At 52.8% G+C, this 12,885-nt stretch carries 15 protein-coding genes; 4 read left to right on the top strand and 11 right to left on the bottom strand.

Annotated elements, in window-relative coordinates:
- Positions 1 to 37: 37 nt before the first annotated feature.
- A complete protein-coding gene (locus LOY31_RS19490; RefSeq protein WP_236190890.1) occupies positions 38 to 256 on the bottom strand; it encodes a hypothetical protein in 219 nt (72 codons plus the stop codon).
- An 810-nt stretch (positions 257 to 1,066) separates the two neighbouring features.
- Between LOY31_RS19490 and LOY31_RS19485 the strand changes: the two genes are divergently transcribed.
- Both LOY31_RS19485 and LOY31_RS19480 read left to right on the top strand, forming a co-directional pair.
- A complete protein-coding gene (locus LOY31_RS19485; protein ID WP_258712074.1) occupies positions 1,067 to 1,543 on the top strand; it encodes a hypothetical protein in 477 nt (158 codons plus the stop codon).
- 77 nt (positions 1,544 to 1,620) lie between these two features.
- Positions 1,621 to 2,658, top strand: coding sequence for a reverse transcriptase family protein (locus LOY31_RS19480; RefSeq protein ID WP_258712073.1), 1,038 nt, complete (start codon positions 1,621 to 1,623; stop codon positions 2,656 to 2,658).
- A 221-nt stretch (positions 2,659 to 2,879) separates the two neighbouring features.
- On the opposite strand, the gene LOY31_RS19475 is transcribed toward LOY31_RS19480, so the two are convergent.
- From LOY31_RS19475 to LOY31_RS19455, 5 genes are all read right to left on the bottom strand, one after another.
- A complete protein-coding gene (locus LOY31_RS19475) occupies positions 2,880 to 4,310 on the bottom strand; it encodes a hypothetical protein (protein WP_227233005.1) in 1,431 nt (476 codons plus the stop codon).
- A 141-nt stretch (positions 4,311 to 4,451) separates the two neighbouring features.
- The gene (locus tag LOY31_RS19470) at positions 4,452 to 5,171 is read right to left on the bottom strand and encodes a hypothetical protein (protein ID WP_258712072.1); all 720 of its coding nucleotides are present in this window, start codon (positions 5,169 to 5,171) and stop codon (positions 4,452 to 4,454) included.
- A 108-nt stretch (positions 5,172 to 5,279) separates the two neighbouring features.
- On the bottom strand, positions 5,280 to 5,636 hold the full coding sequence (locus tag LOY31_RS19465) for a hypothetical protein (protein ID WP_258712071.1): 357 nt from the start codon (positions 5,634 to 5,636) through the stop codon (positions 5,280 to 5,282).
- Positions 5,633 to 6,415, bottom strand: a complete 783-nt coding sequence (locus tag LOY31_RS19460) for a hypothetical protein (protein ID WP_085705145.1) — start codon at positions 6,413 to 6,415, stop codon at positions 5,633 to 5,635. Before LOY31_RS19460 ends, LOY31_RS19465 begins: the two co-directional genes overlap by 4 nt.
- Positions 6,416 to 6,425: 10 nt before the next feature.
- The gene (locus tag LOY31_RS19455) at positions 6,426 to 6,971 is read right to left on the bottom strand and encodes a PAAR domain-containing protein (protein ID WP_258712070.1); all 546 of its coding nucleotides are present in this window, start codon (positions 6,969 to 6,971) and stop codon (positions 6,426 to 6,428) included.
- Positions 6,972 to 7,433: 462 nt separating this feature from the next.
- Between LOY31_RS19455 and LOY31_RS19450 the strand changes: the two genes are divergently transcribed.
- Both LOY31_RS19450 and LOY31_RS19445 read left to right on the top strand, forming a co-directional pair.
- Positions 7,434 to 7,793 carry a DUF6124 family protein gene (locus tag LOY31_RS19450; protein ID WP_007955862.1) on the top strand — a complete coding sequence of 120 codons (360 nt, stop codon included), beginning with the start codon at positions 7,434 to 7,436 and terminating at the stop codon, positions 7,791 to 7,793.
- Between the two features lie 152 nt (positions 7,794 to 7,945).
- Positions 7,946 to 8,155: a hypothetical protein gene (locus LOY31_RS19445; protein WP_085648165.1), complete on the top strand. Its 210-nt coding sequence runs from the start codon at positions 7,946 to 7,948 to the stop codon at positions 8,153 to 8,155.
- A gap of 3 nt (positions 8,156 to 8,158) precedes the next feature.
- On the opposite strand, the gene LOY31_RS19440 is transcribed toward LOY31_RS19445, so the two are convergent.
- Genes LOY31_RS19440 through LOY31_RS19420 form a run of 5 tightly spaced genes read right to left on the bottom strand, consistent with a single transcriptional unit; the run spans position 8,159 to position 12,855 of the window.
- On the bottom strand, positions 8,159 to 8,950 hold the full coding sequence (locus LOY31_RS19440; protein WP_258712069.1) for a transporter substrate-binding domain-containing protein: 792 nt from the start codon (positions 8,948 to 8,950) through the stop codon (positions 8,159 to 8,161).
- Between the two features lie 59 nt (positions 8,951 to 9,009).
- The gene (gene copD, locus LOY31_RS19435; RefSeq protein ID WP_258712068.1) at positions 9,010 to 9,873 is read right to left on the bottom strand and encodes a copper homeostasis membrane protein CopD; all 864 of its coding nucleotides are present in this window, start codon (positions 9,871 to 9,873) and stop codon (positions 9,010 to 9,012) included.
- Positions 9,874 to 9,876: 3 nt separating this feature from the next.
- Positions 9,877 to 10,251, bottom strand: coding sequence for a copper homeostasis periplasmic binding protein CopC (gene copC / locus LOY31_RS19430; RefSeq protein WP_258712067.1), 375 nt, complete (start codon positions 10,249 to 10,251; stop codon positions 9,877 to 9,879).
- A 31-nt stretch (positions 10,252 to 10,282) separates the two neighbouring features.
- Positions 10,283 to 11,140, bottom strand: a complete 858-nt coding sequence (locus LOY31_RS19425; RefSeq protein ID WP_258712066.1) for a copper resistance protein B — start codon at positions 11,138 to 11,140, stop codon at positions 10,283 to 10,285.
- Between the two features lie 11 nt (positions 11,141 to 11,151).
- Positions 11,152 to 12,855, bottom strand: coding sequence for a copper resistance system multicopper oxidase (locus LOY31_RS19420; protein WP_258712065.1), 1,704 nt, complete (start codon positions 12,853 to 12,855; stop codon positions 11,152 to 11,154).
- Positions 12,856 to 12,885: the final 30 nt, after the last annotated feature.

Genomic DNA, 12,885 nt, shown 5'->3' with positions numbered 1-12,885 from the left:
GTCCGCTTCTGGCCGATTGCTGCCTGCAAAGACGATATTAGGATTGCCGTATCCGCATAATCGCATCTGTGATCGCGTTTGCATTTGTGTCTAAGGTCTCCATAGCCATCACAGCGTTATCTGCAACCACTGCCGCGCCACTGGCTGCAAGCCAAATGGCAACCTCTTCGATTGCCGCCGCCAGTGCGTGCTGGTTGTGCAGTAGCAACGTCAGGGCGTCAGCAGTGGCGATATTAGACGCTGAGTTATTTGGCATGCGATCCATCCTAGAAATGAGGTGTTCGCGAAGCCTAGCTCATGCGGCCGCACCAGAGAGGCTTAGATACCGCATGCTTAAAAATTGCTACAACGCGCAGATTATTTGAGACTTCAGCCAATCAGTTGGGGGGGAGGCTGGCTACTGCATCCAATCCATCATCGTCACAATGTGAATGGTATTTTTGACAGTGTTGATAGTGTCAGGATTGGAGCTGAAAATGCTTGCTAGAAAATTGCTACAGAAACAAAGACACGGATCGAAATTCTCCGGAAAAAAATATCACTGGTACGTAACTGGTACAGCGGTTTCTAACATGGCTTATAGGCCTTTGTTTACGGGAGTTTGGGAAATATCTATCCGATCCATCATCGGCGCGACGGAGAAACGGCGGGAGAGTGGGGCGGGTGTGGCGGAGATTGGGGGCATTGGGGGTACGGAATCGGTGTGGCTGGGAGGTGGGGGAGTTTATCAGATTGGGCAAGGCTGCTTAGAAGTGTCTGGCTTTGTTTCGATCAGGTGGAGGTTGAGGGTAACGATTGCGTCAAGTTTGCTTTCGTACTGGCAATGAGCTATAACGTTTTTCAGGTCGGATGTACCATCCGAATGCGCTCTTTAAAAAACATCGATAGAAAAATCAGGCTTGCAGTTGTGATTGGTTAGCCAATCAGCTTTGGGTTCTACAAGGCTTTTTCCGCCACCCGTGTGTCCGCCCTGATCGAGTTCTGCAGAGCTACATCTATGAAACCCATAGGTTTATCTCAGTGTCTGTGCAGAGCGTTGAGCACTCCCCGGTAACGAGGTTTCTCGTTGTCGACTTTGAGCGTTAGCGAAGGTTTGTATCCGTTAACGAAAAAGCAGCCGGCCGTTGGCCGAATCAACGATTACTCAGATCACACGGCGAATATTGCGGCGGACGGGCTTATAAAACTTCGTTTGATAAGCCAGAACTGCGATTTGTATGGACACCTTCATGTTCCTTTCGGCCTGAAAGCTTCGCGGCGGGGCAATCCAGCCCGTGAGGATATATCGATGAAAAAAATGAAGAGCCTTCAGCGGTCTCCGTTGAAGAATGTGCAAAATAATGAAGGTGTTCGCGTCACTAAAGATAGCAAAGAGAATCCAAAAGGAGGCGCACCAACGAAACCTGAGAAAAAGGGCTTTATCCTTGAGAGTATTAAGGGTGCAGCAGTTCAGATTTCGGTTAAGTGGTGTTACGAAAATTGGTCTCTTATCCATGAAAAAGCATCAGTTTATATTGATGTTGTAATGGAGTTCTTGAAATAATGACGCACCAAATCGCATCATCGAATTTATAGAAGCCCGCATTTTTATAATGCGGGTTTTTTTCATGGGTGGTTTTTATGATCGTCGCAAAGTATAAAAGGAAGCCTGTTTATAGCCTTAAGTCACTTGGTTTGATGCTCGGTGAAAGTCCGGAGTCGCTGTTAAAATTATCCGTCTCGTGTAATTTTTTATATCGAGAAGTTTTGCAAGAGAAAAAGGACAAGAGCGTTAGGGTTACTTATGATGCTTTTGAACCATTGAAAAAAATCCAAAGAAAACTTGTCGATAGGTTGTTTGTGTTTGTTGATTACCCTATCTATCTTCATGGCGGAATAAAGGATAATAAAAGCCCAAGAAGTCCTTTCTCAAATGCGCGGGAACATGCGTCTGCTAAGTCCATCGCGTTGCAAGATATAACTAATTTTTTTCCATCAATTACCATTGATAAAGTGAGATGGATTTTTGAAGGTTTTTTTGGTTTTGGGCGCGGAGTATCAGAAGTTCTTGCACTAATCGTTACGAAGGATGGGTACGTTCCTCAAGGTGCAAGTACCAGTAGTTATATTGCTAATCTGGTATTTTGGGATGTCGAACCGCGGCTTGTTGATTGGATGCATACCAAGGGGTTAGCTTATAGTCGCTTTGCAGATGATATAACCATCTCTTCGAAAAAACAGTTGCTAAGTGCGCAGTGGTCAGAAGTTGTATCGAAGGTTACGGGGATGCTTGCTCAAAAAGGATTTAAGCAGAAAAGAGCAAAAATGCATATTCTAAAAAAAGGGCAGGCTATTACATGCGGTGAAAAGCAGGAGCCTCTAGTTGTTACCGGATTAGGTATATCTGGTTGCTCTGCTGGTGTTGTTAAAGCCGAGAGGAACAGAATTAAAGCTGCAGTGCGAGAGTTTGAAGTTCAAGTGGAGAGTGGTAAGGTATTCGAAGAGGTGGCTCATCTTTATCATAGTGCAATGGGGAGAGTTGGGCGAATGATAGCCTGTAAGCAAGTTGCTGGCTTAGAGTTTAAAAGGCGATTGAATAAAGCTAAAAATAAATCGAAAATTTCCGTAATAGAGAAATATAAAAGGGCTGAAGGAGATTCCGAGACTTTTGTAGTTTAATGAGAATTTATTTTCCGTCGAGTAGTTATCTAGTAGTGGATTTTTTAGAAGTTTATTGGTGTGCATGTGTGTTTGGGGTGGGAGTAAATGCTCTGGGTTCCAAGGGGGGGCGAACGCTATATATATTAGATGGGGTTTAAATTTTTTTTGCTCAGGAAAAAGTTGGTTGTTTTGGGTGAGAAAGGATGGCTTATAGTAAAAACCATCCTTTCATATGTGATTTAGCTAAATGTCATGTGGTTTTTTGCTAGTTCTTTGTAGCGCTTGTCTAAATGGATTTTGTGAAGAATATTTTCGTTGGCGATGAGAAAGTCAAGAATTTCTTGAATGCGCTCGCTTCGCGCATTAGCTTTCAAGAGCTTCAGTACGTTGACCATATGTGTCTGACAAAATTTGTTGTCAAGATTAACGCGCACTTCGTTTGAGTGCATAGCGACTAGTACGTTTATTATGTTTTGATCTCCGAGCATCCCAAAAAACTGATCGTAAAGAGGTTTTCCTGCTGGAGAAACGCCCGAGTTATAAGGAATGCCTTTCCCGATTCGGCAAATTAGTACTGTTTTTATTAATTTCTGGGATCTCTCTATAGGGATGTCTGCCTCTGTTTTTAGAAAAGATAAAATTTTACGCATGAGTGGAGGTTCATTGTAAAAGTTATCCCAAGAATATCTTGCTTCGAGAAGTTCGTCGGCGTAACCATCCAAAGAAATTATTCTAGAGTCTAACGATTGGAATCTATTTCCATCGCAAATGTTGAAAAATTCTATACCTAAAATATGCTTTTCGTTGTGAAGATTGTTTTTGTATCCGTCGATTGTTACGCCTAGTTTGTATTTGACATTGTCGCTGCTCTTGTTCCAGATGTGAGGGGCGAAGAGAGAGATGTTTTTTCTTATGATATTGCCGGTGGTATCTGCGGTGTATATTCCAAATATACTGTTAAGAAGATTGTCGGTATTTTGAAGGGAAAGCTCGCTTAGAGGTCTCTCCATGCTTTTAATAGTTGTGTCGTCGAGTACGGTTGTGGACTTTTTAAGATTCTCGATGAAGGATTTGATCTGTATTGCGGAAGCGGATGGTTTGTCGTTAAGGATATCTTGTACGCAAGTTTGTAACCATCCAAGCAGTTCAAACGCATTTATCGAGTAAGAATTTGGATGTGAAGCTCCAATGTCATTTCTCATGGTTAGAATATGGTTTAGTTTTGTGTAAACAATATCGGATATGAGTTCAAGTTTTCGACACGTATTGATAAGGGTGTTATCTTTTAATCCAGAAAGATCTTCTTCTGTTGAGTAAAATTCCCGCCGTCCGCCACCAACGGCGGCGTCGAAGAACATATCGAGTCCATATAGAACTACTTTTTCCCTTAGGTTTAGAACAACTTCGTTCCAGACATAGTTTAATGAGGCGTCGAATAGTCCAATTGCTGCTCCGGCCACGAATTTTGATAAATATCGTGCGTCCCGTTTCACTTCGGATGGAAGCGATTCGATAAAGCTTGGAAGATTGTTTTCGATTATTTGTCGTTGAGGTAAAGCGGCAATTATGTTGTCGGTTGGAAGTCCGAGATGGGCAAGATAAGCCTCGAATTTTGTTGTGTCCGTTGAGAGTATTCCAGTACCGGGTTTTACTATTAGCTCTGAGCTCATGAGTGTTTCCTCGTTCGCTTGCGGTCGAAGTTGTAGTGGCTGTCGTGTGGGAATGGATGGGTTTGTACTGTTGATTAATTTGTGCTGGTAACGAAGCGGGTTGTTCGTTTTTTTGTAAATTTGTCTACCCTACTTTTCATTTCAATTTGATGTGGTTTGCTTTTTGCCGTTTGTAAAGATGTAAGTATCCGGCACCCATTCAAATTTCATTTTTTCAGTGTCGGAAGCAGCCAACTTCTTGTCGGCGGCCTGAAACTGGTTGTAATCCATTGTCCCGCTATAGATGTACGTTTGACCTGGGTCGATTTGGATGTCGTTGGTGAGGCCAATTCTTTTTATAGGGTCGCCGAACATGTCGCTGAGTACGACTGTTCCCTTTACGCCAGATAGGGCCTCAGTTGTATTGTTGTGTAGAGCAATTTCAATTGAAAAATATTCACTGTATTGCTTGTTTTTATAGTCGGCGGGATTCAGTTTAAGTTTGAGAAGGGACGCTGTAAGCGTTCCGTTCATTTCTTTCAGTGCCACAAGCTGTTGCTGTTTTACTTGCTCGGCCAAGGCTTTTTGTTTTTCCGCTTCGGCAGCTTTGGCTTCGATCCAGGCCTGTTGTGTTTTCAGAGCATCACCCAGTGTTGAGTCTGCAACAACTTTGCTACCGCCAAATGTGCTGGCCACCACTTGCCGGGCAGCATAGCCACCAAACAGTTTTCTATCGTTTTCATCGAGTTTGCCGACAGCTTCCATTAGCCCTTTGTCCTCTGACCATTTACTGATATCGGCAGGCAGTTTGGTTTGCTTTGGGTCAGAACAACCGGTGAGTAGCAAGCATGCAAGAACAGTTGCGATGGTTTTTCCCTTCATGTATCAGTCCTTAAGATAATTATGTTTTTACTTGGTTGTGTGTTCGCTTACGAGTATAGCTCAGGAAAAAAAGGGTGATGCAATCGCTCCAGTCGCGACAATTTGTTATTAGCTTATGTTTTGATACTGCTTTTCTATTTCTGTCCAGATGTATTTGTATCTGCTCTTCAGCCATGTCACCAATAAGGCGTTGGCTTTTCTTTTAAACCAACTGTTCTCTTTTGCTCTCAGCATATTTTCAATGTCATCTTCCAATTCCTGCCTGTTGAAACAAAGCCATATGGTTGGAAGTGCGCTTTCAAGGTTTGAGTGGCAAACAGGTGCCACCTCCTCAAAGAGTATGCGCTTTACTTCATCTCGATCGAATTCTCTTGTCCTTCGTGCAATCGCATCATAGTCGACCTCGTTATCAACAAAAGCATCGGACAATGCCCAGCGCACATCCGCTCTTTGCTGCTTTGTCATAGAACTTCCCATTTGGAAAATTCCTCCAGTTCTTCATCAAAGGTGTCGGCTACTGCGCTACCAGCAATTCCTCCCACAATACTTCCCGCCAGAACGATTGCCACAGCGCAAGCTAGGGCGCCAGGGCCGCAAAATGCAGAGACGCCCAAGCCAGCCAATCCCCCGCCAGCGGCGCCGCCGCCGATGATAATGCCTTGTCGGGCTGTTTCCTTTACTTTGTTGTCAGCGTTCATGATTTCATATACGGCGAAGGTCGCAGTGACTAGTAAACCGACCTTTCCCATTATTCTTAATTTTTGAGTTCCCTTGCTTACCGGTGCGTTGTCACGGCCGGCTGAATCCAGAATCTCGTAATAGACTTTGCTCTTTTGTTCTGGGGTCAATTTGTTGTATTCGACGTTTGCCGTTTTCAGTGCGTACTTGTCCAGTGTGTCCTGTAACGTCGGAGGTAATCGTTTCTTCCGCTCGGCGAAGGCCACACCTTGTGCCGAGGTGAATTTTCGATGCTCGACCAGGATTCTATTTCGCATCTCTTGGCAAAATGCTGCACCCTCTTGGGCACTCAGCCTTCCTGCGGCGACTTCGGCTTTGGTTTCCACTGACATGCGCTTGATGTTGCTCATGTAGTTACTGCGTACTTTTGCATCTGATATGGCATCTAAAGAAAATCTTGTCGCGGCCCCCTCCATACCCGCAATCGCCATGTCCAATGGCGAATTTTCAAGCTCATGTGCTTTTTGAACAACGTAGCTTCCCGTTACGAGCAATGGCTCAGTCATGAAACAATCCTTATTTCAATGATGCATTGAATAGCGTGTCGAAAACTGAGCCGGTCGGTGGTTCTTCTTGAGAGCCGAACTCTAGCTTTTGGCAGACTTTTCCACGGATGTTGAGAAATTTCACTGTGTTGGTGATATCAAAATTTCCGGATTGGGTAGAACCATCTTCGAAGTGAGCAACGCAGCTCATGCCTAGGTAAGACTCAGAACCGGGGATGGTGAAGCTGATCCATCCAGGATGAATGATCATCGGCGTCGGTGGCGTAAACGGCGCAGGCGTATGTGAGTCACCAATAATCACCGTTCCCGATCCACCGATCACAACGTCTCCATGTGAACCGACTGTGCCGACCAGCGCGGCATTTTTGCCGTTGATGAATACGGTGCTGGATACGGCGGAGGCCAGTGCGCTGCCGCAGGTGCAGGTGTCGTCTTTTCGGGCGGCGGCGAGTCCGTCGAAGAATACGTCGGGGGATCCGGAGGCAATGGCTTTAGGGCCGTGTCCGGGGATGGGGCAACTGGTGGGATCGGTGATGCGTGCAGCGGGCTTTGCCATGTTTGACTCCCTGTCAACGGATTAGCTGGCACCGACTGTATCAGAGTTGCTTTGGTGGTTGCCTGACGGCGACATGCCCGGTGTTGGTCATCCATCTAAACAACAAAATCTGAGTGTGTTTAAACGAAGCTCTCTGACAATACTTCGGCCCTACACATCCTTGCGCCACCCCCTACACCTAAGACAGAATCCGCCGGCTTGTGCGTCTAGCACGCGGGTTTTATCGTCTCTACGTCACTGCAAACCAGTGATCGGGTTTGGTAGCCCGCTTCGTTCTAGACTCATGGCGTCACCGTGTGCAGCCCTTTCAGGGCTCGGATTTCATGGTGGTCATGCGTGGGGCTCATTCGTGGGCGCCGGGTTCTAGTGCGACCGGTCTACCAACCCGCGTATGGCCGCCACCCAACGTTTGGTAGCGAAGGGTGATGGTTCCTTTTGGTAATCGCGCTAGAGGATTCATCCATGTTCAAACCAACACCCAACCCACCAGAAACCGATCCAGTCTCCCCCTACAAATTCCCCGATTCACGAACCCTGAACGAAGCCGCCGAGCGCGCCCTCGATCACTACCTCACCCCACAGCAACGGATCATGGGCAGTCACACCCAACATGACCCGATGTACTTCGCCAACCCGGCCTACGACACCGAATCCCTGCTCGCCAACGCCAGCGAATCCCTCGGTTCAGCCTCAGAAATGCTCAACAACTTCGCCGCCACCCTGGAACCCGCCCACCGCAAAACCGCCATCGGCATTGCGCAGTTGGTGATGTTGGGGTCTTTGGCGGTGAATCAGGCGCTGGATAACGTTGAGCCGAAGTAGGTTCCGGCAACCCTCTGTCACGGAGTGTTGATCGTCAGGCGTGGGTTCAACCTGAACCCACGCTGAAAACCCCGCAAGTTTCATCTTCCCGCCACCCGCGCAGGCCTACGATCCCTCCACAAGATCCCGATCCCACCCGAGCGCCATACACCATGAACAATCCACTCAAAGCGCTGTTGATCGTCGCCACTGTCTCGGTTCTAAGCGCCTGCTCCGGCTCCGGTGGTTTGACCACCACCAGTTGTTTCTCCAGCGACTGTCAGTCGCCGCAGGCGCGTAATGTGAATACGTTGAAGTTCGGCGGGAGCAATATCGGTAACAGTTTCAACCAGTACAGCTCCGGCCTGATGCATGACGACTGAGGGTTACTGGGCCGCGGGTACGGCGATCCATTCGCTCAGGACTTTCTGGTATTTGCCGGTGACTTTGCTCAGGTGCAGCCACTGGTCGACGTAGAGTTTCCAGCTGATGTCGTCGCGCGGCAGCAGGTAGGCTTTTTCGCCGTATTGCATGAACTGGCTTGGGTTGACGGCGCACAGGCCAGGTTTGAGTTTTTGTTGGTAGAGGGCTTCGGAGGCGTCGGTGATCATCACGTCGGCCTTGTTGTCGAGCAGTTGTTCGAAGATGGTCACGTTGTCGTGCAACGCCAGTTGCGCCTTGGGCAGGAAGGCGTGGACGAAGGCTTCGTTGGTGCCGCCGGCGGGTTCGACCAGGCGCACGTTTGGCTGGTTGATCTGGTCGATGGTCTGGTATTTGGACTGGTCGGCGCAGCGCACCAGCGGGATCTTGCCGTCGACGTCGAGGGTGTTGCTGAAGAAGGCTTTTTTCTGGCGTTCGAGGGTCACCGAGATGCCGCCGACGCCGATGTCGCATTTGCCGGCCTGCATGTCTGGCATCAGGGTTTTCCAGGTGGTCTGCACCCATTCGACCTTGACGCCGAGGCTGTCGGCCAGGGATTGCGCCATGGCGATGTCGATGCCTTCGAAACCGCCGTCCAAGCGTTTAAAGGTGTAGGGTTTGTAGTCGCCGGTGGTGCAGACGCGCAACTGGCCCTGTTGCTGGATGGTGTCGAGGTGCGAGGCCGGTTCTTGTGCATGAGCGGCGCCGGCCATGGCCAGCAGGCCGCAAAAGATCATCGTGCTTTTTCGAATTGTCATGGAGATCGGGCTTGTGCAGTGGGAGTGCGGGCCAGTGTAGTGAATGCGTTTGCCGGGTGTCATCCCGGCTCCGGGCTCAGCGTGCCCAACCACGCCACCAGCCCCACGATCAACAGCGCAATCACCAGCTCCGATGCCACGCTGCGGCGCAAGGCATTGGCCGCCACCTGATGTTGCCCGGCGCGCAACGATTGTTCGAGCAACGGCCCGAGGTGGAATCGGTTCAACGCGGCCAGCACCAGCATGCCCCCGAACAACACAACCTTGATCGCCAACAGAATCCCGTAGGTGCCGAGCAGGACTTCGCCCAGTGTCGGGCCGACGATGAACAGGTAATTCGCCACGCCGGTGGCCGACAGGATCAGCACAATTGCCGCGCCGACGCCTTCGAAGCGTTTGACGGAATCGGCCAGCGAACGAATGCGCGCCTCGCTGCACAGTGCGTCGAGCCGCGACATCAAGATCAACGCGAGCATTGCGCCTAGCCACGCACCCGCCGCGAGCAGGTGCAGGATGTCGCTGAGCAGATGCCACGCGTTATCCATCGCGCCGTGACCGCTCCAGGCCAGGGAGGCGAGGGCGACTGAGCCGGCCATCGATGCCAGCCACAATCCCGGCCAGATCATCACGACAATCAGCGCAATCATCCGCAGCGTCCACGCCAGCCCGACGTCGGTTTCCAGCACCATCATTTGCAGGTGCGGCCACAGCGCCGCGAATTGTGTTTCGCCACTCATGGCGCGGGTCATCAGCACCAGACTCGCTACTGAGAGCAGTGCCCCGATCAACGCCATCCCGCGCAGCATCGGCCGAAACCGCAGCACCGCGTCAACGCTGTACCGCCCGAACAACGCCAGCCCGAACAACAGCAGCAAATCCACATACAGCGCCAGACGCAGGAGGATGTTGATCAGTTCAGCCATCGCTCATTTCACTTTGAACGTGACGTTGCCGGTGATCGGGTGCGTGTCCGACGACACTGCGCGCCATTCGACCTTGTAGGTGCCGGCCGGCAAGGGCGAAAGCGGGGTGACGAGCATGGTTTTCGGGTCGCTGCCGGCGCTGACTTTGGCCTTCATCGGCATGGGCGAGTGGGCCATGCCGGGCATTTCGGTCATCACCAGTTTGGCGCCGGAGAACTGGGTCAGCAGATCCTCCGAAAACCGTAGCTCGATCTTGCCGGGCGCCGCGCCGTCGGCACCTTCGGCCGGGGTCGACGTCAGCAGTTTCGGATGGGCCTGGGCCAGGGTGCTCAGGAGCAAACCGCTGGCGAGGACGAGGGAGATTTTCAATGTGCGCATGCAAGACCTCGGTGTTATTTTTTGATGGGATTCAGAACCACAGCCGCACGCCGAGGACGAGTCGCGCTTCGCTGCGATCCTCGCCTTCTTCCCGTGCGTAATCGGCGGTGTGGCCGTAGGTGCGGTTCCAGGTCACGCCGATGTAGGGCGCGAATTCGCGGCGGATTTCATAGCGCAGGCGCAGCCCGACTTCGGTGTTCGCGAGGCCCGAGCCGATCCTGCGTTGCGGGTCGTTTTTGCCGTAGACGTTGAGTTCGGCGGTCGGCTGAAGGATCAGGCGATTGGTCAGCAGGATGTCGTAGTCGCCCTCCAGCCGCACCGCGCTCTGGCCGTTTTCGCCGAGAAATGCCGTAGCTTCAGCTTCGAAGTTGTACAGCGCCATGCCCTGCAAACCGAATGCTGCCCAGGTTTGCGGGGCGCCGGGTTTGAAGTCCTGGCGCACGCCGCTGACCACGTCCCACCACGGCGAAATCGCGTGGCCCCACAGCGCCTGGATTTCCGCGTCTTCGGTCTTGCCGTTGCTGCGTTCGCCTTCGGAGCGCAGCCACAGCCGATCGATGTCGCCGCCGATCCAGCCGGACAAATCCCAGGCCAGGGTGCTGGCGTCGTCGGCGTCCTGCCATTCGAGTTTGTCGGCGAGAAAGTAAGTGTTGATGGCGCTGTCGTGGACCTGATGTCCGGCGTGGCTAGTGAACACGGCGGCGCGATCGGCGTCGGTCAGTGCCGGAATCGGCGTGCGGCTTTCGGTCGGCGCAGCGGGCTGCATCATGCCGTCGTCCATGCTTTGCATATCGCCCATCTGGCTGTGATCCATGCCCTGCATGTCGCTGGCGGCGAACGCCGGAGCCATCGACAGGAGTGACAGCGAAAACGCGGCAAATCGGGTCATGGTCGGCGTCCTCATTCTTCCACCCGCACTTCGCGGAACATGCCCATTTCCATGTGGTACAGAAGATGGCAGTGATAGGCCCAACGGCCGAGCGCATCGGCGGTCACGCGGTAAGTGCGGCGGGTGCCGGGCGGCATGTCGATGGTGTGTTTGCGCACCTGGAAATTGCCGTTTTCGTCTTCCAGATCGCTCCACATGCCGTGCAGGTGGATGGGGTGGGTCATCATCGTGTCGTTGACCAGTACCAGGCGGATTCGCTCGCCGTACTTCAAACGCAGGGGCTCGGCGTCGGAGAACTTGATGCCGTTGAATGACCAGGCGAATTTCTCCATGTGGCCGGTGAGGTGCAGCTCGAGGGTGCGGCTCGGGTCGCGGCCGTCCGGGTCTTCGAACCTGCTGCGCAGGTCGGCGTAGGTCAGCACCCGGCGACCGTTGTTGCGCAGGCCGAGGCCGGGGTCGTCGAGTTTCGCGGCGGTGGTCATGGCTTGCATGTCCACCAGCGGGTTGTCCTTTTCGCTGTCGGGGTGCGACTGCATCGGGCCCATGTTCATGCTCGAGTGATCCATGCCGCTCATGTCCATCGAACCATGGTCCATGCCGCCCATACCCATGTCGTCCATGGTCACCAGCGGGCGCGAGTCCAGCGCCGGCACCGGGGCCGACGATCCGGCGCGAGCGGCGAGGGTGCCTCGGGCGTAACCGGTGCGGTCCATGGCCTGGGCGAACAGGGTGTAGGCGTCGGCGGCGGGTTCGACGATCACGTCATAGGTTTCCGCCACGGCGATGCGCAACTCGTCGACGCTGACCGGTTTGACGTGCAGGCCGTCGGCGGCGACCACGGTCATTTTCAAGCCGGGGATGCGCACGTCGAAGTAGGTCATGGCCGAGCCGTTGATCAGTCGCAGCCGCAGCTTTTCGCCGGGGCGGAACAGGCCGGTCCAGTTGTTATCCGGGGCGTGGCCGTTCATCAGGAAGGTGTACGTGGCGCCGCTGACGTCGGCGATGTCGGTGGGATTCATCTTCATCTGCGCCCACATCGTGCGATCGGCGACGGTGGCGCCCCAGCCTTTTTCGCCGACGTCGTGGATGAAATCAGCGACGGTGCGCTTGTGGAGGTTGTAGTAGTCGGACTGTTTTTTCAGGGTCTTCATCAGGCTGGCCGGATCTTCGTCGGTCCAGTCGCTGAGCATCACCACGTAGTCGCGGTCGTACTGGAAGGGCTCGGGCTCCCGGGCATCGATCACCAGCGGCCCGTAGACGCCGGCCTGTTCCTGCAAGCCGGAATGGCTGTGATACCAGTAGGTGCCGTGCTGGCGAACCTTGAACTGGTAGACGTACACGCCACCCGGCTCGATGCCCTTGAAACTCAGGCCCGGCACGCCGTCCATGTTGGCCGGCAGCAGAATGCCGTGCCAGTGGATCGAGGTGCTGTCCTTGAGCCGGTTGCGCACCCGCAGCGTCACGGTGTCGCCTTCGCGCCAGCGCAGCAGCGGGCCGGGCAGGCTGCCGTTGATGGTCAGGGCGGTACGGGGCTGGCCGGTGAAGTTGACCGGGGTTTCGCCGATGAACAGCTCGAAGTCGGTACCGCTGAGCTCATTGACCTGGCCGGGGCTGTTCAAGGCCCAGACCGGTGTGCGCCACAGGCCGAGGCCGCCGAGCAGACTGCCGGCGGCGATGCCTTTGACGAAGGTGCGTCTTGAGGTGGTGGAAGGCATGCGCTGGAAGTCCCCGTTTGACCAATGACG

It is taken from the genome of Pseudomonas sp. B21-021, from assembly GCF_024749205.1.
Classification (GTDB): domain Bacteria; phylum Pseudomonadota; class Gammaproteobacteria; order Pseudomonadales; family Pseudomonadaceae; genus Aquipseudomonas; species Aquipseudomonas paraglycinae.
Note: the sequence above shows the minus strand (reverse complement) of the source record. Positions and strands in the feature narration are given on the sequence as shown.

Excerpts from the sequence above, each read along its gene's own strand:
- LOY31_RS19490 (WP_236190890.1), bottom strand. The coding sequence starts at position 256 with ATGCCAAATAACTCAGCGTCTAATATCGCCACTGCTGACGCCCTGACG.
- LOY31_RS19480 (WP_258712073.1), top strand. The coding sequence starts at position 1,621 with ATGATCGTCGCAAAGTATAAAAGGAAGCCTGTTTATAGCCTTAAGTCA.
- LOY31_RS19475 (WP_227233005.1), bottom strand. The coding sequence starts at position 4,310 with ATGAGCTCAGAGCTAATAGTAAAACCCGGTACTGGAATACTCTCAACG.
- LOY31_RS19470 (WP_258712072.1), bottom strand. The coding sequence starts at position 5,171 with ATGAAGGGAAAAACCATCGCAACTGTTCTTGCATGCTTGCTACTCACC.
- LOY31_RS19465 (WP_258712071.1), bottom strand. The coding sequence starts at position 5,636 with ATGACAAAGCAGCAAAGAGCGGATGTGCGCTGGGCATTGTCCGATGCT.
- LOY31_RS19460 (WP_085705145.1), bottom strand. The coding sequence starts at position 6,415 with ATGACTGAGCCATTGCTCGTAACGGGAAGCTACGTTGTTCAAAAAGCA.
- LOY31_RS19455 (WP_258712070.1), bottom strand. The coding sequence starts at position 6,971 with ATGGCAAAGCCCGCTGCACGCATCACCGATCCCACCAGTTGCCCCATC.
- LOY31_RS19450 (WP_007955862.1), top strand. The coding sequence starts at position 7,434 with ATGTTCAAACCAACACCCAACCCACCAGAAACCGATCCAGTCTCCCCC.
- LOY31_RS19445 (WP_085648165.1), top strand. The coding sequence starts at position 7,946 with ATGAACAATCCACTCAAAGCGCTGTTGATCGTCGCCACTGTCTCGGTT.
- LOY31_RS19440 (WP_258712069.1), bottom strand. The coding sequence starts at position 8,950 with ATGACAATTCGAAAAAGCACGATGATCTTTTGCGGCCTGCTGGCCATG.
- copD (WP_258712068.1), bottom strand. The coding sequence starts at position 9,873 with ATGGCTGAACTGATCAACATCCTCCTGCGTCTGGCGCTGTATGTGGAT.
- copC (WP_258712067.1), bottom strand. The coding sequence starts at position 10,251 with ATGCGCACATTGAAAATCTCCCTCGTCCTCGCCAGCGGTTTGCTCCTG.
- LOY31_RS19425 (WP_258712066.1), bottom strand. The coding sequence starts at position 11,140 with ATGACCCGATTTGCCGCGTTTTCGCTGTCACTCCTGTCGATGGCTCCG.
- LOY31_RS19420 (WP_258712065.1), bottom strand. The coding sequence starts at position 12,855 with ATGCCTTCCACCACCTCAAGACGCACCTTCGTCAAAGGCATCGCCGCC.